This is a genomic window from Flagellimonas olearia, assembly GCF_004150225.1.
GTDB classification, from domain to species: Bacteria; Bacteroidota; Bacteroidia; order Flavobacteriales; family Flavobacteriaceae; genus Flagellimonas; species Flagellimonas olearia.
Genome location: NZ_ML142908.1, coordinates 422,476 through 438,870 on the forward strand (window position 1 = coordinate 422,476; position 16,395 = coordinate 438,870).

17 protein-coding genes are annotated in these 16,395 nt (G+C 44.4%); 7 read left to right on the forward strand and 10 right to left on the reverse strand.

The annotated features are described in order from the left end of the window. The 4 genes from DN53_RS07135 to ileS are packed head-to-tail and all read right to left on the reverse strand — an operon-like array spanning window position 1 to window position 5,098. Window positions 1-630 carry a lipoprotein signal peptidase gene (locus DN53_RS07135; protein WP_129653703.1) on the reverse strand — a complete coding sequence of 210 codons (630 nt, stop codon included), beginning with the start codon at window positions 628-630 and terminating at the stop codon, window positions 1-3. A gap of 31 nt (window positions 631-661) precedes the next feature. Continuing rightward, a complete protein-coding gene (locus DN53_RS07140) occupies window positions 662-1,282 on the reverse strand; it encodes a DUF4097 family beta strand repeat-containing protein (RefSeq protein WP_129653704.1) in 621 nt (206 codons plus the stop codon). Between the two features lie 27 nt (window positions 1,283-1,309). Then, entirely contained in the window at window positions 1,310-1,693 is a 384-nt protein-coding gene (locus DN53_RS07145) for a TraR/DksA family transcriptional regulator (RefSeq protein ID WP_116216456.1), read from the reverse strand. Window positions 1,694-1,696: 3 nt separating this feature from the next. After that, the gene (ileS, locus tag DN53_RS07150; protein ID WP_129653705.1) at window positions 1,697-5,098 is read right to left on the reverse strand and encodes an isoleucine--tRNA ligase; all 3,402 of its coding nucleotides are present in this window, start codon (window positions 5,096-5,098) and stop codon (window positions 1,697-1,699) included. Window positions 5,099-5,277: 179 nt separating this feature from the next. Between ileS and DN53_RS07155 the strand changes: the two genes are divergently transcribed. Next, window positions 5,278-5,577: a hypothetical protein gene (locus tag DN53_RS07155; RefSeq protein ID WP_129653706.1), complete on the forward strand. Its 300-nt coding sequence runs from the start codon at window positions 5,278-5,280 to the stop codon at window positions 5,575-5,577. A 51-nt stretch (window positions 5,578-5,628) separates the two neighbouring features. On the opposite strand, the gene DN53_RS07160 is transcribed toward DN53_RS07155, so the two are convergent. The 4 genes from DN53_RS07160 to DN53_RS07175 all read right to left on the reverse strand — a co-directional run bounded on the left by DN53_RS07160 (window position 5,629) and on the right by DN53_RS07175 (window position 11,485). Further along, window positions 5,629-8,043, reverse strand: coding sequence for a TonB-dependent receptor (locus DN53_RS07160; RefSeq protein ID WP_242502089.1), 2,415 nt, complete (start codon window positions 8,041-8,043; stop codon window positions 5,629-5,631). A 1-nt stretch (window position 8,044) separates the two neighbouring features. Next, window positions 8,045-8,764: a DNA repair protein RecO gene (gene recO, locus DN53_RS07165; RefSeq protein WP_129653708.1), complete on the reverse strand. Its 720-nt coding sequence runs from the start codon at window positions 8,762-8,764 to the stop codon at window positions 8,045-8,047. A gap of 90 nt (window positions 8,765-8,854) precedes the next feature. Continuing rightward, on the reverse strand, window positions 8,855-10,198 hold the full coding sequence (gdhA, locus tag DN53_RS07170) for an NADP-specific glutamate dehydrogenase (protein ID WP_129653709.1): 1,344 nt from the start codon (window positions 10,196-10,198) through the stop codon (window positions 8,855-8,857). A 132-nt stretch (window positions 10,199-10,330) separates the two neighbouring features. Continuing rightward, on the reverse strand, window positions 10,331-11,485 hold the full coding sequence (locus DN53_RS07175) for a cystathionine gamma-synthase (protein ID WP_129653710.1): 1,155 nt from the start codon (window positions 11,483-11,485) through the stop codon (window positions 10,331-10,333). 87 nt (window positions 11,486-11,572) lie between these two features. On the opposite strand from DN53_RS07175, the gene DN53_RS07180 reads away from it, so the two are divergent. Further along, window positions 11,573-12,319: a DUF3298 and DUF4163 domain-containing protein gene (locus DN53_RS07180; RefSeq protein WP_129653711.1), complete on the forward strand. Its 747-nt coding sequence runs from the start codon at window positions 11,573-11,575 to the stop codon at window positions 12,317-12,319. Here the strand turns inward: DN53_RS07180 and DN53_RS07185 are convergent. Beyond that, complete coding sequence (locus DN53_RS07185; RefSeq protein ID WP_129653712.1) at window positions 12,316-12,783, reverse strand: DinB family protein; 468 nt, start codon at window positions 12,781-12,783, stop codon at window positions 12,316-12,318. The two genes, DN53_RS07180 and DN53_RS07185, sit on opposite strands and share 4 nt — an antisense overlap. 127 nt (window positions 12,784-12,910) lie before the next feature. Here DN53_RS07185 and DN53_RS07190 point away from each other — a divergent pair, with 127 nt between their 5' ends. From DN53_RS07190 to DN53_RS07205, 5 genes are read left to right on the forward strand one after another with little or no spacing between them, the layout of a single operon-like run. Then, the gene (locus tag DN53_RS07190; protein WP_335341260.1) at window positions 12,911-13,159 is read left to right on the forward strand and encodes an ArsR/SmtB family transcription factor; all 249 of its coding nucleotides are present in this window, start codon (window positions 12,911-12,913) and stop codon (window positions 13,157-13,159) included. A gap of 42 nt (window positions 13,160-13,201) precedes the next feature. After that, entirely contained in the window at window positions 13,202-13,342 is a 141-nt protein-coding gene (locus DN53_RS17895; RefSeq protein ID WP_165357303.1) for a hypothetical protein, read from the forward strand. 7 nt (window positions 13,343-13,349) lie between these two features. After that, the gene (locus tag DN53_RS07195) at window positions 13,350-14,042 is read left to right on the forward strand and encodes an aspartate/glutamate racemase family protein (protein ID WP_129653714.1); all 693 of its coding nucleotides are present in this window, start codon (window positions 13,350-13,352) and stop codon (window positions 14,040-14,042) included. A 50-nt stretch (window positions 14,043-14,092) separates the two neighbouring features. Next, window positions 14,093-14,446 (forward strand): arsenate reductase family protein, encoded by a 354-nt coding sequence (locus DN53_RS07200; protein ID WP_129653715.1) that lies wholly within the window; start codon window positions 14,093-14,095, stop codon window positions 14,444-14,446. Next, window positions 14,443-15,333, forward strand: coding sequence for a DMT family transporter (locus DN53_RS07205; RefSeq protein WP_129653716.1), 891 nt, complete (start codon window positions 14,443-14,445; stop codon window positions 15,331-15,333). The genes DN53_RS07200 and DN53_RS07205 overlap by 4 nt, the downstream gene beginning before the upstream one ends. A gap of 531 nt (window positions 15,334-15,864) precedes the next feature. Here DN53_RS07205 and DN53_RS07210 read toward each other — a convergent pair. Further along, window positions 15,865-16,341, reverse strand: coding sequence for an acyl-CoA thioesterase (locus DN53_RS07210; RefSeq protein WP_129653717.1), 477 nt, complete (start codon window positions 16,339-16,341; stop codon window positions 15,865-15,867). Window positions 16,342-16,395 lie beyond the last annotated feature (54 nt).

The following is a 16,395-nucleotide window of genomic DNA, read 5'->3' on the forward strand; positions in this document are numbered from 1 at the left end:
TTATTCGCCTGTCTCTTCCTGTTTTGGAAATGCTTTTTTGTTGAAGACAATCAAAATACCGACTCCCGTGCTGATTGCGGTATCGGCAATATTAAAAACAGGCTCAAAAAACCGGAACCTATTTCCCCCTATGGACGGAACCCAATTGGGCCATGTAGTATCTATCATGGGAAAGTAAAGCATATCCACCACCTTTCCGTGCAATAAACTTCCATAGGGTTGGTCAGAAAACAATGTGGCCACCTGTCCGCTGCTATGGTCAAAAATCACCCCGTAAAAAACAGAATCGATGATATTGCCCAAGGCCCCTGCAAAAATCAGGGATACGGCCAAAATCAAAGTCCTTGGGGATTGTTTTTGGGTGATGTCCCAAAGCCAATAGCCAATTCCAAAAACAGCGAAAATCCTGAAAACCGTCAGAACCAATTTTCCGGCAGATTCAGAAATGGGCAACAAATCACTCAACTTGGTTCCCCAAGCCGCTCCTTCGTTTTCAATAAAAAGTATTTTGAACCATCCCAGCACGTCCACCGATTCCCCCAAAACAAAACTGGTCTTGATGTAGATTTTGCTTATTTGATCCACGAGCAGGATCAAAACAATGATGAACAAGGATTTTTTTAAACTCATATCTTTTAACGAAGTTGCAAAAATATGGATATTATTTTGTTTTCCTAAGATGGATGTTCCCTTCCACCGTCTTTAACATATATTGGTTGTTCCCTTTGGGAATCTGGTTTTGTTCCACTTCACCATAAGCGCTTTCCGCCATCACATTCCCGCTAAGGGCCGTCAACCAAATATCACCATTTTGTGTATTGACCTCCACAACCTCCGAGACATTTTTCAGAATGCACCGCCCATCGGACAACTTTATGTTCAAATCGCTATACTTACCCTCCACCTGTACCTCGCAATGGGTTCCAAAAACCGACACATTTTTATATTGTGGGATAGTGATTTCCAAAGCAATGGAAATGACCTTATGCGCACTCAATTTATCATTTGGACTTATGAAGTTGGGGTGAAAGCCTGCACTGATCCGTACCGTGGCCCCTTCTTCCTCAATTGAAACCAAGAGATCCTTGGCATACTCTCCTTCAATACTGGCACTTACTTCGACCTCTTTGGTTGGCGCCGTGTTCAGGGTAATGGTATAGCAATTGGCAGCATCTATCTGGATGTACTCCGTTCGAGGTCCGATAAAGGCCTTCTTTACCAATTTCTGTCCTTGAAGCTGCGCAAGGATAAAGAAGCCCAACAAAAATACCGTTGCCCTCATAAACAAAAAACGCCCTAAGGCGTTTTATTATTTCTGCATGTTCTTTGCCTCAATGCTCAATGTGGCATGCGGAACCAGTTTCAAGCGCTCCTTGTTGATGAGCTTTCCTGTGACCCTGCAAATGCCATAGGTCTTGTTCTCTATCCTTAAAAGGGCATTCTTAAGATCCCGGATAAATTTCTCCTGACGGATGGCCAGTTGGGTATTGGCCTCTTTGCTCATGGTCTCTGAGCCCTCCTCAAACGCTTTGAAGGTAGGAGAGGTGTCATCAGTACCATTGTTTCCATCATTCATATAGGAACTCTTCAAAAGCTCCAGATGGCTCTTGGCCTTTTCTATTTTTTCCTCGATCAAAGTTCTAAACTCCTCAAGGTCTTTATCCGAATAACGTACTTTAAGTTCTTCTGCCATTTTCTAATGCTTTTGGATAAACAATTTTGTATTCACTTCGTCAAAGGCTATAGCAACACCTTCGTCTAGTTGTTCCTCTAAATTGAGTTCTGCGGTCAAGGTCTCCGTTTTGATGTAATCCTCATTACTGGAAACCGCATTTTCCACAAAACCGTCTTTCAGTATTTTAATACTGATCTTGTCGGTCACCTCAAATCCAGACTCCTTGCGTATGTTCTGGATCCTATTCACCAATTCCCTTGCAATCCCCTCTTTTTTAAGGGCCTCATCTATGGTAATGTCCAAGGCCACCGTCAATGGACCCGAACTTGCCACCAACCAACCTTCAATATCTTGAGAGGTTATTTCTACATCTGTCAACTGTAAAGTAACGCTTTTATTATCCAACTCCAGCATTAATTCTCCCTCTCTTTCTATTTTTTGGATATCCTCTTGGCCCAACTGCCCAACTGCTGCGGCAATAGCTTTCATGTCCTTGCCAAATCTAGGACCTAAAACCTTAAAATTGGGTTTTATTTGCTTTACCAAGATGTCCGAAGCATCATCCAACAGTTCAATTTCCTTGACATTCACCTCGGATTTGATCAAGGTCGATACCGCCTCAATATCCTCCTTTTGGGTATGGTCAAGAACCGGGATCATTATTTTTTGCAGGGGCTGTCGCACCTTTATCTTTTCCTTTTGTCGGATGGACAACACCAAGGATGAAACCTTCTGGGCCAATTGCATCTTACGCTCCAGTTTTTTGTTCACCATGGCGGGATCATGCACTGGAAATTCTGCCAAATGCACACTTTCAAACCCTTCTTTTTGCGTTGTTGCGTTCAAATCCTTGTACAACTGTTCCATAAAAAATGGCGCCACGGGAGCCGATAGCTTGGCCACGGTATTTAAACAAGTGTACAGGGTCTGATAGGCAGAGATCTTATCTTGCTGGTAATCTCCTTTCCAGAACCGCCTTCTGCTCAAACGCACATACCAATTGCTCAGGTTTTCCTGTACAAAATCCGAAATCATTCGGGTTGCTCTTGTAGCCTCATAATCCGCATAAGCCTCATCCACATTTTGGATCAAGGTATGCAGTTCGGACAAGATCCACTGATCGATCTCTGGCCTGTCCTTCAAAGGAACATCAGCCTCGGCATAAGTGAACCCATCAATATTGGCGTACAATGCCATAAAGGAATAGGTGTTGTAAAGCGTTCCGAAGAACTTTCGCTTCACCTCAACGATCCCATCAATATCAAATTTTAGGTTGTCCCATGGGTTGGCATTGGAAATCATGTACCAGCGCGTGGCATCGGGGCCATGTTCCGGTAGCACTTCAAAGGGATCTACGGCATTGCCCAAACGTTTGGACATTTTCTTGCCCTCCTTGTCCAGCACCAGTCCGTTGGAAACCACATTCTTGTAGGAAACCGTATCAAAAACCATTGTGGCAATAGCGTGCAGGGTATAGAACCACCCTCGGGTCTGATCCACTCCCTCAGCGATAAAATTGGCCGGGAACGCCACACCATCATCTATCAATTCCTTGTTTTCAAAGGGGTAGTGCCATTGGGCATAAGGCATGGAGCCACTGTCAAACCAAACGTCAATAAGGTCCGATTCCCGTTTCATGGGTTGCCCAGACGAAGACACCAAGGTTATCCCGTCCACAATATTTTTATGAAGGTCGATCTTGTCATAGTTCGCTTCGCTCATATCGCCCACCACAAAATCGGCAAACACATCTTTGTCCAGCACCCCAGCTTCAACGGCTTTGGCCATCTCGGCCTTGAGCTCTTCCACCGAACCAATGATCAGTTCTTCCTTGCCATCCTCGGTTCTCCAGATGGGCAACGGAATGCCCCAATATCTAGATCGGGACAAGTTCCAATCGTTGGCATTGGCCAACCAGTTGCCAAAACGCCCTTCCCCGGTTGCCTTGGGCTTCCAGTTGATGGTCTGGTTCAATTCGAACATACGATCCTTGACATCGGTGACCTTGATGAACCAGGAATTGAGCGGGTAATATAAAATGGGTTTGTCCGTACGCCAGCAGTTGGGGTAGCTGTGGACGTATTTTTCCACCTTGAAGGCTTTGTTCTCTTCTTTTAGTTTAATGGCGATCTCAACATCAACTGACTTATCCGGAGCCTCACCATCTTCGTAATATTCATTTTTGACGTACTTACCTCCAAACTCCTTCATCTCCGGTCTGAACCTTCCCTGTAGATCCACCAAGGGAACCGGGTTGTTGTTTTCATCCAGGACAAGCATGGGAGGTACCTCCGGTTGGGCCTGTTTGGCCACCAAGGCATCATCAGCACCAAAGGTGGGCGCGGTGTGCACTATCCCGGTACCATCTTCCGTGGTCACAAAATCCCCGGAAATTACACGGAATGCATTTTCAGGATTTTGGTAGGGAAGTGCATACGGCAATAGTTGTTCGTATTGGATACCGACCAAATCCTTGCCCACAAAACTTTCCCCGACCCAATATGGAATCTTTTTATCGCTCTGTGTAAAACTGGCCAATTCCGCTTCGGTTTCCACTGGGGTGAACTTCCCGGCAAATTGTTTTCCTACCAAACCTTTGGCCAATCCCACGGTCATGGGTTCAAATGTATATTGGTTGAACGTCTTTACGGTAACATATTCAATTTTCGGACCTACGGTCAATGCGGTGTTGGAAGGCAACGTCCAAGGCGTGGTCGTCCAAGCCAAGAAATACAGGTCACCCTCAATGCCTTTCAGAAAATCGGGAAGTGTTTCTTTCTTCACTTTAAACTGGGCCGTAACCGTGGTATCCGTAACATCTTGATAGGTCCCCGGTTGGTTGAGCTCATGGGAGCTCAATCCGGTACCCGCCTTTGGCGAATAGGGCTGAATGGTGTAACCTTTGTACAACAGTCCCTTGTCATAGATTTGCTTTAACAACCACCAAACGGACTCCATATATTTGGGCTTGTAGGTGATGTACGGGTCGTCCATATCCACCCAATACCCAATTTTCTCGGTCATCTCGTTCCAGACATCCGTATAACGCATTACCGCTTTTTTACAAGCAGCATTATATTCTTCCACTGAGATTTTCTTTCCGATATCCTCCTTGGTGATCCCGAGTTCTTTTTCCACTCCGATCTCTATGGGGAGACCGTGGGTATCCCATCCAGCTTTACGTTTTACCTGAAAGCCTTTCATGGTCTTGTACCTTGGGAAAATATCTTTGATGGTACGGGCCATTACGTGGTGAATGCCCGGCATACCGTTTGCGGAAGGAGGTCCTTCATAAAACACATAGCTTTCCTTGCCCTCCCTTGTGGAAACACTCTTTTCAAAAATCTGTTCGTCTTTCCAAAAGTCCAGAACTTTTTCCGATACTTTAGGCAAATCCAATCCCTTATATTCCGCAAACTTCATATCTACTGCTACTCTTCTAGAATTCCAAGTTTGCAAAATTATGAATTTAGATGGAATTACACCCTTCCCGAGGAGCATTAGTATTTCCTTAATATCCTTAATGTAAATATGATATGGTTTAAATACCCATTTATGCCAAATTCCATATCTTAACCAGATTAACACTAAACCATTTAAATATGAAAAAAGTCTTTATTACCGTTATGGCCCTGTCCTTATCGATGTCCGTTTTGACTTCTTGTAAAGATGCTTCCGAAAAGGCAAAAGATGCTTCTGAAGAAGCCACTGAAGCACTGGAAGATGCTGGCGAAAGTCTTGAGGATGCCGCCAAAGATGCAGGCGACGCCATCAAGAACGCTGGAGAAGAAGTCCAAGAACTGGGTGAAAAAGCCCTGGACAGCATCAAGAAAGCTGGAGAGGATGCCATGGACAAGACCAAGGAAGCGGCTAAAAAAGCCATTGACAGTGTAAAAATCTAGTCAACAGCAATACTTCTGAAAAAGGCACGGAAATTCCGTGCCTTTTTTATTTTAGAATACATACCCCAACCCCAAGATAAGATTGGTCCCTGGGGCCACAATGCCTGAGGAATACATTCGATACCGCTGGTTGGTCATGTTTTCCAAGCCCAATGTCGCCTTGAACGCATTGGATATTTGATATTGCGATTTAAAATTCAAGGTGTACCATGAGGGAGCATACGGATTCCCATTGGCATCACTGTCGTAGATATAGGTTTTACCCTGTTCGGAAAGGGCCAGATCTTCATGGCTCACCTCGCCATTATAATTTAAGAAGACATCCGCTTTTAGTTTTTGGTTCTGCCAAACCACATGTACGTCCCCAAAAGTAGGGGCGGCATGCCTCGCCGGACTATCGGTGCCATCATCATCTTCCTCGATTCCCTCGGTAAGGGTAAGATTGGATACCAATGACCAATGGTCATCCAAGTAGGCTTCCACGCCAAATTCAAAACCGTACACATAGGCCTTAGCGGCATTTTGGATAGCCTGTACATTGCTGGGCTCCCCGTTATAGTCAATTTCAGTTTGCCCATTGAAGGTAAAATCCCTTCGGACCAAAGCATCCACCAAATAGGTATAGTAGGCAGCGCCCTTCAATACCAATTTATCCTGAAAATTCTTTCGGATGCCTATCTCCCCATTATAGGCATATTCGGGTTCCAAATCGGGGTTGGGCACCACCACGGAACCAGGTTCCGAGTCAAATATTTTCCCAATATCATCTATGTTCGGGGCCCTAAAGCCAGTGGAGCCATTGAGGGTCACCTGCAAATCGGCCTTGGGAAACCAGCTGATTCCCAAACTTCCGGTAAGGGCTCCTGTGATCAAATCGGCCTCATCAAACGGAAAAGGGTAGAAGGTTTTTTCGAACTGGGCATCCACCCAGACCTGACTATACCTGATTCCCGACAATATCGTGACATTGGGCTTTAACTGATACTCCCCATTGACATACCCGGCAGCGGTCTGCCATGTGGCCCCGTCCGGATATCGGGATGCCGTACGTTCCACCTCATCCGTCTCGATATTCCTCTGGCTTCCCTTGGAATTTACCTTGTTGAGCACATATTCGCCACCATAATATAGGTGTAGTTTCCCCATTTTTTTGTTCTCAAAATCCAAGTTCATCGAAAGGGCATCCACTTTCTCCTTGGTTGAAAACAGCTCCACATCCCCAAAACCTCTATCGTGCCTGCTCTCCTCAAAAAATTGGTAGGCCGCAGTGAGCTTTACCCCATCATAGAATTTGTTGTTCCCCTTTTTGGTGACCTGAAAATTTCCCATGAACCATTTCTGTGGACCGTAGTACCATTCCGCGGAGCGTAGACCCAGTCCATCCCCAGTGGGACGGATCAACCTATCGTAACGCGAATAATCTGAAGTTTCCGAATAATATAGTCCCAAATCGTAGTTCCAACTATTGCTAGGTTTATAGGTGAATTTTTGCAATATGTTGATCTGATCATATCCTGAAACAATCTGTTTCTTGGGGTCCTCATTGACCATCAAAACATCAGTTCCGTTACGGCGCACCACATAGTTGTTGCGTACATAGGAGTCCGGGCCATGTTCTCCCATCTTAAGGTCGCCGAAACTATTATAACTGATACTGGTATAGGATGCCCATTTGCGCTGTCCCAGATTGAAGTCCACATGGGCCGTATTTTCATTGTTTGCCGATGCGAACCGATATTGGGCCCCTCCCGAAAAAGCCAGACTGTCCGTATATGAAAAGTGGGGGTTCTGGGTATAAAAGTTCATTACGCCCCCTATGGCATCACTACCATAAATTACCGAACCTGGGCCAAATACTACTTCGGTCCTTTTTATGGTGAATGGGTCAATGGATATTACATTTTGAAGATTGCCCCCTCTAAATATGGCGTTGTTCATTCGTACACCGTCCACGGACAATAAAAGCCTGTTGGTGGCAAACCCCCTGATCATAGGACTTCCGCCGCCAAGCTGGCTTTTCTGCACAAAGACCTTTCCACTGTTCTGTAATAGATCCGCAGAGGTTTGCGGCGTGGTAAACGCAATGCTTCGGGCATCCAAAGTCTCGATTTTTTGGGGGACGTTCTTCTTCTGCTGTTCCCACTTGGAAACGGACAAGATCACTTCCTGCAATTCTTCGGACTTGAGATATAAATACACCCGATTCCCTTTTTTGGCAATCTGGGACTTTGTGGTTACATACCGCTCATAGCTGATATGCTGAAAGGTGATTTTTTCGGTTTTGGAGAAAATCCCCAAATCGCACTTGCCATTGGAATCTGAAACTGTTGCCTTTGATCGGTCTTTGTTGAAGATGGCGATATTGTCCACCGGCACTCCGGTATCCGCATCCAAAACGGTGACTTCTTGGGCATAAAATGTAATGGAAAACAATACAAAAAGTAGAATCAAGGTTGGTTTCCCCATATTATTGAAAAACTGCATTTAATACGGCAAGAGACTTGGGTTCCCTAAATCCATGCACGTGCAACTGGAAATAGAGGATGACCGTTTTTAAGAGTTCCCGCCTGTTGGACTTAGTTAGTTGTATTCCGTGTAATGCATCAAAATTCGTGCCTAAAAATTTCTTAAAATCTACTATTTTATCACTGTGAATCAAAGGATTAAGCGAAGGCTCCAAACAAAAACTCCCTTCCAAAAGATCAAAATACGGTTCATTGCCATACGCAGTGTCCGGATAAAAGCCCAAATATTTGGTAAGGTTGATTAAAAAAAGGATATGGAAATTGGGGGAAAGCGGGTGTTCGTCCAACCAATGCAGTGCATACTCCAGATAATTGAAAAGCCCTTGGTCCTGTTCCTGCTCCTGAATACTGTTGCCCAGCATTTCCGCCAAGAAAAGCACCACACTGTTCTTCAAAATATCCGTATGCAAGGTCTTGTAGGGCATGGCCACCTTTACCTCCCTGATGCTTTCCAGCGTTCCCTTGTTCTTATGGTAGGCCACCATTTCCAAAGGCATCAATGGCTGAAAGTAGGCCGGTTTCAACTTTCCTCTTTTAGAGGACAGTACTCCTTTCAGCAAATAGGATTTAAGACCATCGGATTCGGTAAATGCCCGAACTATAAGACTGGTGTCCCCATATTTTAGGGATGAAAGAACTATGGCCTTGGTGGTCACTTGCATGGGCTATAAAAAAGAGGCAGTTACCGAAAGTATAAAAATAAGTACTCCCTCCGGTAACTGCCAACCAAAAACTATAGTCGATCGTACGGACTATATCACCCCTTGGGCCAACATGGCATCCGCAACTTTTACAAAACCGGCAATATTGGCGCCTTTTACATAGTTGCAATACCCGTTTTCCTCTTTTCCATATTCAATGCAAGCATTGTGGATGTCGGCCATGATTCCTTTAAGTCTTTCATCAACTTCCTCTCGGGTCCAGCTAATACGCAAAGAGTTCTGTGACATCTCCAATCCTGAAGTGGCCACCCCTCCTGCGTTGGAAGCCTTCCCTGGCGCAAACAAAATCTGCGCATCGTGAAATGCGTGGATGGCTTCTGGGGTTGAGGGCATATTGGCTCCCTCGGCCACGGCAATACATCCATTCTTGATGAGCACAACAGCATCATCCCCATCCAATTCGTTTTGGGTAGCACACGGAAGGGCTACATCACATTTTACGTTCCATGGGGTTTCTCCTTTATGGAACTCCGCTGATGGGTATTTGTCCACATATTCGGAAATTCGACCTCTCTTGTTGTTTTTCAAATCCATGACAAAGGCCAGCTTTTCAGTATCAATACCATCCTTGTCATAAATATATCCCCCAGAATCGGAAAGGGTAAGTACCTTACCTCCCAGTTGCAATACTTTTTCCGCTGCAAACTGCGCCACATTTCCTGAGCCTGAAATCACCACATCTTTACCTTCAAAAGATTGGTTGCGGGTCTTGAGCATGCTATCGGCAAAGTACACGGTACCATATCCGGTAGCCTCCGGACGGATGAGGGAACCTCCCCAGGAACGTCCTTTTCCAGTAAGTACCCCTGTGAACTCGTTGCGTATTTTTTTATACATCCCAAAAAGGAACCCAATTTCACGGGAACCTACCCCAATGTCCCCTGCTGGAACATCTGTGTTGGGACCGATATGCCTACACAACTCGGTCATAAAAGCATGGCAAAAACGCATGACCTCATCATCGGATTTCCCTTTGGGGTCAAAATCCGATCCTCCTTTTCCACCTCCCATGGGCAAGGTGGTCAGACTGTTCTTGAACACCTGCTCAAAGGCCAAAAACTTTAACACACTCGCATTAACGGTTGGGTGAAAACGCAGTCCTCCCTTGTACGGTCCGATGGCGGAATTCATCTGGATACGGTACCCACGGTTCACATGGATCTCCCCCTCGTCATCTACCCAAGCTACGCGAAAAGAAATCAATCGCTCCGGCTCCACCATACGCAAAAGGATGTTCTTTCCATGATAAATATCGTGTTGAACAATGTAGGGAATTACGGTTTCGGCAACTTCTTGGACCGCTTGGATGAACTCCGGCTCATGGCCATTTCTGGCAATGACCTCATCCATAAATGCTTTGATTTTTGCTTCCATATAACGGATTAAAATTTGTTGTCCCTTAGAATTGTCTCAGGGTTGTTTTTTAGTGAATTTGTAATTTGAAGGCAAAATTATTGTTTTTCAATAATTTGAAATACGTTTTTTTAAAAATTTTTCAATTATTGGTCAATCAATGGCCTGCTCCAAGTCGGCTATAAGGTCGTTCACATCCTCTATGCCCACACTCAAACGGACCAAGGCATCCACTACTCCACTTTTTTCCCGTTCCTCTTTTGGAATACTGGCATGGGTCATACTGGCCGGATGTCCTGCCAAGCTCTCCACGCCTCCCAACGATTCGGCCAAGGTGAAGACTTCAAGTTTTTCCACAATTTGAATCGCATCGGCATAACTTGCCCCTTTGGGAACAAATGAGATCATTCCGCCAAAATCATCCATTTGGGCCTTGGCCACATCATGGTTGGGATGGGACTCAAACCCGGGCCAATAGACCTTCTCAATCTTTGGGTGGGTGGCCAAATATTCCGCGATGGCTTTGCCGTTCTCACAATGCCTTTGCATGCGTACGTGCAAAGTTTTTATCCCACGAAGCGTCAAGAAACTATCCATGGGACCACAAACCGCTCCACTGGCATTTTGTATGAAGTATAGTTTATCCGCCAATTCCTTGTCCTTGACCACCAAGGCCCCGACCACCACATCGCTATGACCTCCCAGATATTTGGTGGCGGAATGCATCACAATATCCGCACCCAAATCCAACGGGCGTTGTAGATAAGGGGTGGCAAAGGTATTGTCCACGGCCAATAACAGTCCATGTTTTTTGGCCAATGTGGATACTGCCTTTATATCAATAATGTTCATCATGGGATTGGTAGGGGTCTCCACCCAGACCAACTTGGTTTTGTCATTGATGTGCTTCTCAATGGCATCTGCCTCTTGCATCCCCACAAAACGAAAAGTGATTCCATACTTTTCAAAAATCTGCTTGAAGAGCCTGTAGCTTCCCCCATACAAATCATTGGTGGAAACCACTTCATCCCCAGGGGAAAGCAGCTTAATGACCGCATCTATGGCCGAAAGACCACTGGCAAAGGCCAAACCGTAGTTCCCGTTTTCTATACTCGCCAAGGCATTTTCCAAAGCGGTCCGGGTAGGGTTGGCACTTCTGGAATACTCAAAACCCTTATGCCCTCCAGGAGTGGTCTGGGCATAGGTGGAGGTTTGATAAATAGGTGGCATTACGGCACCATAGGCCTCATCGGGAAACTGCCCCCCGTGAATGGTCTTGCTATTGAATCGTAAATCTTTCTTGCTCATTTTGTTAATATTGATACACAAATGTATCGTTATCTTTTGGAGTAGTCAATGAAGTCTTATTTTTGGCAAAGCATAACACCCCTTTTTATGAAAAAGACCCCATACCTGATATTCCTACTTCTTATAGCCCTTGGTTGCGAAAATGAAAGCAACCTTACTTTTGAGCCTCTGGAACTCCAAGGCGAAAACTGCAAGGATTGCCCCACTATTGAAATCAATGTACCCAAGGCCTTGGATGATACCGCTGTGGCCAAAACCATCAATCGGTCCTTGGAAGAGGAAATGATATCCCTACTTTCCTTTGGTGATGGGGAGGAGGAGATTACCGGAATCCAATCGGCCATGACGTCCTTTACCGATAGCTTCAAGGAATTGAACGAAAGGTTTCCCGACGAAACCCCAGGCTGGGAAGCCAAGATCCAAGGAACCATTGTGTACGAAGACCCTCAAATGATCACCATTGAGGTTGAATCGTATACCTATACCGGGGGAGCCCATGGCTATGGTTCAACCTCCTACCTTAATTTTGACAAGCAGAGTGGCACTGAACTGGAAAACTGGGAACTTTTTGACGATCAGGAAGGATTTCAAAAGTTTGCGGAGACCAAGTTCAGGATACAAGAGGATATTCCCCAAGACGAAAACATCAATGCCACAGGGTTTATGTTCGATGCGGACGTCTTCCATTTACCCAACAATATGGGATACACAAAGGATGGCCTTCAACTCATCTACAATCAGTATGAGGTGGCCTCTTATGCGGATGGTCCCATTGTATTGGTGTTGCCGTACAACGAGATCAATCTTTATCTCAAACGAAAAGTGAAGTCCTAGGAATCTCTTTCCAATACCTTTTTCAACGCTGTGATGGTACCCAAATGGATGCCTTCATGAAGCAGATCATAGGTAACGGCGTCTTCCACCGAATTGAGTTCAATCTTGAGCGATGTCGCATAGGGTTTAAACGAACCAAAGACGCCCGCTTTGTAGTCTTCCGCAGTCTTTTTGGGCAGTGAGAACATTAATTCGGAAACCAGTTCGATTTCAGCATCACTTGGAATGCCATTGGGTTTGGTACCTTTCCTATATTTTTCAACCAGGTCTTCAGGCGCTATCAACGGTTGGCCGCTAAGTCCATAGACCAATAATTGCTCGGAGACCACAATATGGGCAATGTTCCACCAAATGTTATTGTTAAAGCCTTCAGGGATTTCAAAAAGCTTTTCTTTTGGGGTGTTTTGCAAATGGTTGTGAAGTATACTTCTGTTCTTTAAAATAAGGTCGAATAGTTTTTCCATTCCCGGATTTGGTTAAAATTAAATAACATATCTATTTTTTTAGATATGTAGATATTTTGTTTATTTTTGTATTATGAATGTGATTGAAATCAGCAAAGTTTTATCCAATAAAACTAGGGTTAATATTTTGAAATGGCTGAAAAATCCCGAGGTAAATTTTCCGCCCCACCAAGATATTGACCATTTTGATGACGGGGTATGTGTAGGGTACATTCAAGACAAGACAGGATTGTCGCAATCCACCGTTTCAACCTATTTGAACAGCATGCAAAATGCAGATTTGGTCATCCCTACCCGCCATGGGAAATGGACCTACTACAGAAGGAACGAAGCGGTGATCCAGGCCTATATTGAAGCCTTGAAAAATGAATTGTAATTTTTTGAAATTCATATTGAGATTTAGCGAAATGTAAATATCATGGAAAACTGCATCAACTATAACTGCTGTCCTGAAACCCAATTTTCTGTGGGCCTATCACAAACCATCGTCAAAAGAATACAGAAATGGCTTACCTCCATTCGAGTGGAAGGGGCCGAGAATATGTCAAAAATCAAATAACAGACACATGAAAACTATTGGAATGATCGGAGGAATGAGCTGGGAATCCTCAAAAATGTACTATCAATTCGCCAATGAAATCGTTCGTGAAAAACTGGGGGGTTCACATTCCGCCAAAACCATACTCTCTTCTGTTGATTTCGATGAAATTGAACGGTATTCCTTTTCGGACGACTGGGATAAAATTGGTGATATCATGGCCCTTCATGCCAAAAAATTGGAAACTGCCGGATCAGATATCGTACTACTTTGCACAAATACCATCCATTTGGTAAGTAATGCCATTACCCAAGCCATTGACGTGCCCTTTTTACACATTGCCGATGCCACTGGGGAGGCCATCCGCGAGAAAGGAATGAAAAAAGTGGCGCTATTGGGCACAAAATTCACCATGGAAAAGGATTTTTATACCAAAAAACTACAGGAAGACTACGGTCTTGAGGTTTTGATTCCCAATGAAACGGACAGGGAGCTTCTTCAATCCATGATCTACAATGAGCTGGTCAAAGGAATTTTTACCGATGCCGCCAAGACCATTTGTTTGGAGATTATCAAAAAAATGGAAGCGCAGGGTGCCGAAGGGGCTATTTTGGGCTGTACCGAGTTGCCCATCCTCGTTCCGGATCATGAAGCCTCGATACCTACATTTGACACCGCCAAGATCCATGTCCAAAAAGCCATTGAATTTGCATTGGCTTAATACCGGTTTGATCAAAAATCGGTTCCTTTGCACTCATAGAGACCTATAGCATGAAAAAAATTTACCATTTGGGCAGCTGCTCAACCTGTAAACGTATTTTAAAAGAATTGGAGCCTCTACAAGGCGTAGCACTCCAAGAAATAAAGTCGGAGCCCATGACCTCTGAGCAGGTGGAGGAAATGGCCGCCTTATCCGGAAACTATGAGTCTCTTTTTAGCAAAAGGGCCATGCTCTATCGTGAAAAGGGGCTGCATGAAAAACAACTTTCTGAAGACGATTACAAAAATCTAATCCTTGAACATTATACCTTTTTAAAAAGACCTGTTGTCCTCGTTGATGGGCAAATCTTTGTTGGCAACTCCAAGAAAGTGGTCCAGGCCGCAAAAGAGGCCCTGCATCCATGAGTAAAAGAACCCTAGCCATTTTGGGCGCCCTGGCGGCGACCACCATTTACGGAATCAACCATACCCTGGCCAAAGGGGTAATGCCCATGCACGTTAAACCCTTTGGGTTTATTATGCTACGTGTTGGTGGGGCGGCCATCTTGTTTTGGGCCATCTCCTTTTTTGGTCCCAAGGAAAAAATCCAGAAACGGGATTGGGGCAGGATTTTGGTGTGTACCATCTTGGGCATGGCCGTGAACATGTTGTCCTTTTTTAAGGGTTTACAGCTTTCCACGCCTATCAATAGTGCGGTATTGGTGACCATAACCCCAATTATCGTGGTCATTTTATCTGCCCTCTTTTTAAACGAGAAAATCACCTTGAATAAAGGATTGGGTATCTTTTTAGGGTTCATTGGTGCCGTGGGGCTTATTCTTTTTGGGACTGAAATACGGCAGGATGCCCCCAACATTCCCTTAGGGAATTTCCTATTTATTGTAAACGCTACTTTCTATGGTGCCTACCTCATTGTGGTAAAGACCCTTATAGAAAAATACCATCCCTTTACCTTGATGAAGTGGCTCTTTTCTCTGGCCGTGATCATCAACCTACCCATTACCTTACCGGAATTTCTGGAGATTGAATGGTCCACTATGCCCCTATGGGCGTATGGTTCCATTGCTTTTGTGGTAGTGGGAACCACGTTCCTCACCTATCTGTTCAATGTATTTGCATTGACGCAGCTCAAGGCATCTACCGTTGGGGCCTTCATTTACGTACAACCCTTGATTGGAATTGTATTTGCACTTTTTTCCGGTAAAGACCATTTGTCGTGGATCAAACTTCTTGCCACGGGATTGGTATTGGTGGGGGTATATTTGGCCAGTATGCGTCCTAAGCATGCTTAGTTTTTCCCTAAACATCCCATTCATCAACTCGTTCCTATCATCCGTCAATCGGGAACCTCCCAAACAAAAGTTTAGACCTTTTTTTGTAATGGATGTGAAAAATAGGAACAGTCATGAATTTACTACTGGGCATTATCGTTGGGACACTTCTTTTTGTACTATTTCTTTGGGGGAATAGAAAGCTTACCCAACTTTATAGATTGAACCCCTTGTTGGGGTTAGGGGGAGTTTATTTTGCATTCTACATGGTAACGGAAAAAGCACATCAGTACCTTCCCCAGTTTTTAACGACAAAACAAATTGACGCTCCTTTTCAAATGCAAGGCACATTGGGATTCTTCTTTCATCTAAAAGAACCTAAAATGTCTCTTCTTGATTTGATTTTATGTGTTTTTTATATGTGTCTCGTCGGTTACTTGATCTACGTCTTCGGATTCAAAAAATCCAAATGGAAATCACCCAACAAAAGAGGTTCCCATGAAAACCTATCAAGGAAAAACGAGGCTTGAAACAAAGATTTTACAAAAAAAATCAACCTAAGTCCTTGGGCAGTTGTACAAACTTTCGGGTGTCCTCTTTGGTCAAGGTCTTGAACCCTTCGGATTTTTCCATTTGGTTAAATGCATCCAAGAAATGTTGGGGCAATCCTATCAATCTTCGTTCCTTAAGGTCGATCCACGCACCCATCATCTGGCATCGGGCAAAATTTCTTCCCTTACTGTCATAAAAATCGTGGTTGAATTCAAAGAACATCCCATCTTCGCTCATCCCTTCAAATCCCAATGAGACCTTTACGGGTTTTCCAGCAAACACTTCCTTGAAATAGTACATGTGCTCGTAAAAGACCACCGGACCTATATTGTGCTCGGCCATCCCTTTTTGGTCAAATCCCAATTGGCCCAAGTAGGCCATCCGGGTATGGCTCATAAAATTGATGTACGCCGAATTGGCCAAATGGCGGTTGGCATCCAAATCGCTCCATCTAATATCAAATTCCTTAAAAAACATAGTGGGTTATTTTGTTATGCATGCATAATAATTGTAAAATTACCATAGTTTTCA

What these genes read in the sequence shown, in the direction of transcription:
- DN53_RS07195 (WP_129653714.1), top strand. Translation starts at nt 13,350, where the DNA reads ATGAAAACTATTGGAATGATCGGAGGAATGAGCTGGGAATCCTCAAAA.
- DN53_RS07210 (WP_129653717.1), bottom strand. Translation starts at nt 16,341, where the DNA reads ATGTTTTTTAAGGAATTTGATATTAGATGGAGCGATTTGGATGCCAAC.
- DN53_RS07185 (WP_129653712.1), bottom strand. Translation starts at nt 12,783, where the DNA reads ATGGAAAAACTATTCGACCTTATTTTAAAGAACAGAAGTATACTTCAC.
- recO (WP_129653708.1), bottom strand. Translation starts at nt 8,764, where the DNA reads ATGCAAGTGACCACCAAGGCCATAGTTCTTTCATCCCTAAAATATGGG.
- gdhA (WP_129653709.1), bottom strand. Translation starts at nt 10,198, where the DNA reads ATGGAAGCAAAAATCAAAGCATTTATGGATGAGGTCATTGCCAGAAAT.
- DN53_RS07200 (WP_129653715.1), top strand. Translation starts at nt 14,093, where the DNA reads ATGAAAAAAATTTACCATTTGGGCAGCTGCTCAACCTGTAAACGTATT.
- DN53_RS07205 (WP_129653716.1), top strand. Translation starts at nt 14,443, where the DNA reads ATGAGTAAAAGAACCCTAGCCATTTTGGGCGCCCTGGCGGCGACCACC.
- DN53_RS17895 (WP_165357303.1), top strand. Translation starts at nt 13,202, where the DNA reads ATGGAAAACTGCATCAACTATAACTGCTGTCCTGAAACCCAATTTTCT.
- DN53_RS07145 (WP_116216456.1), bottom strand. Translation starts at nt 1,693, where the DNA reads ATGGCAGAAGAACTTAAAGTACGTTATTCGGATAAAGACCTTGAGGAG.
- ileS (WP_129653705.1), bottom strand. Translation starts at nt 5,098, where the DNA reads ATGAAGTTTGCGGAATATAAGGGATTGGATTTGCCTAAAGTATCGGAA.
- DN53_RS07135 (WP_129653703.1), bottom strand. Translation starts at nt 630, where the DNA reads ATGAGTTTAAAAAAATCCTTGTTCATCATTGTTTTGATCCTGCTCGTG.
- DN53_RS07160 (WP_242502089.1), bottom strand. Translation starts at nt 8,043, where the DNA reads ATGGGGAAACCAACCTTGATTCTACTTTTTGTATTGTTTTCCATTACA.
- DN53_RS07155 (WP_129653706.1), top strand. Translation starts at nt 5,278, where the DNA reads ATGAAAAAAGTCTTTATTACCGTTATGGCCCTGTCCTTATCGATGTCC.
- DN53_RS07140 (WP_129653704.1), bottom strand. Translation starts at nt 1,282, where the DNA reads ATGAGGGCAACGGTATTTTTGTTGGGCTTCTTTATCCTTGCGCAGCTT.
- DN53_RS07180 (WP_129653711.1), top strand. Translation starts at nt 11,573, where the DNA reads ATGAAAAAGACCCCATACCTGATATTCCTACTTCTTATAGCCCTTGGT.
- DN53_RS07175 (WP_129653710.1), bottom strand. Translation starts at nt 11,485, where the DNA reads ATGAGCAAGAAAGATTTACGATTCAATAGCAAGACCATTCACGGGGGG.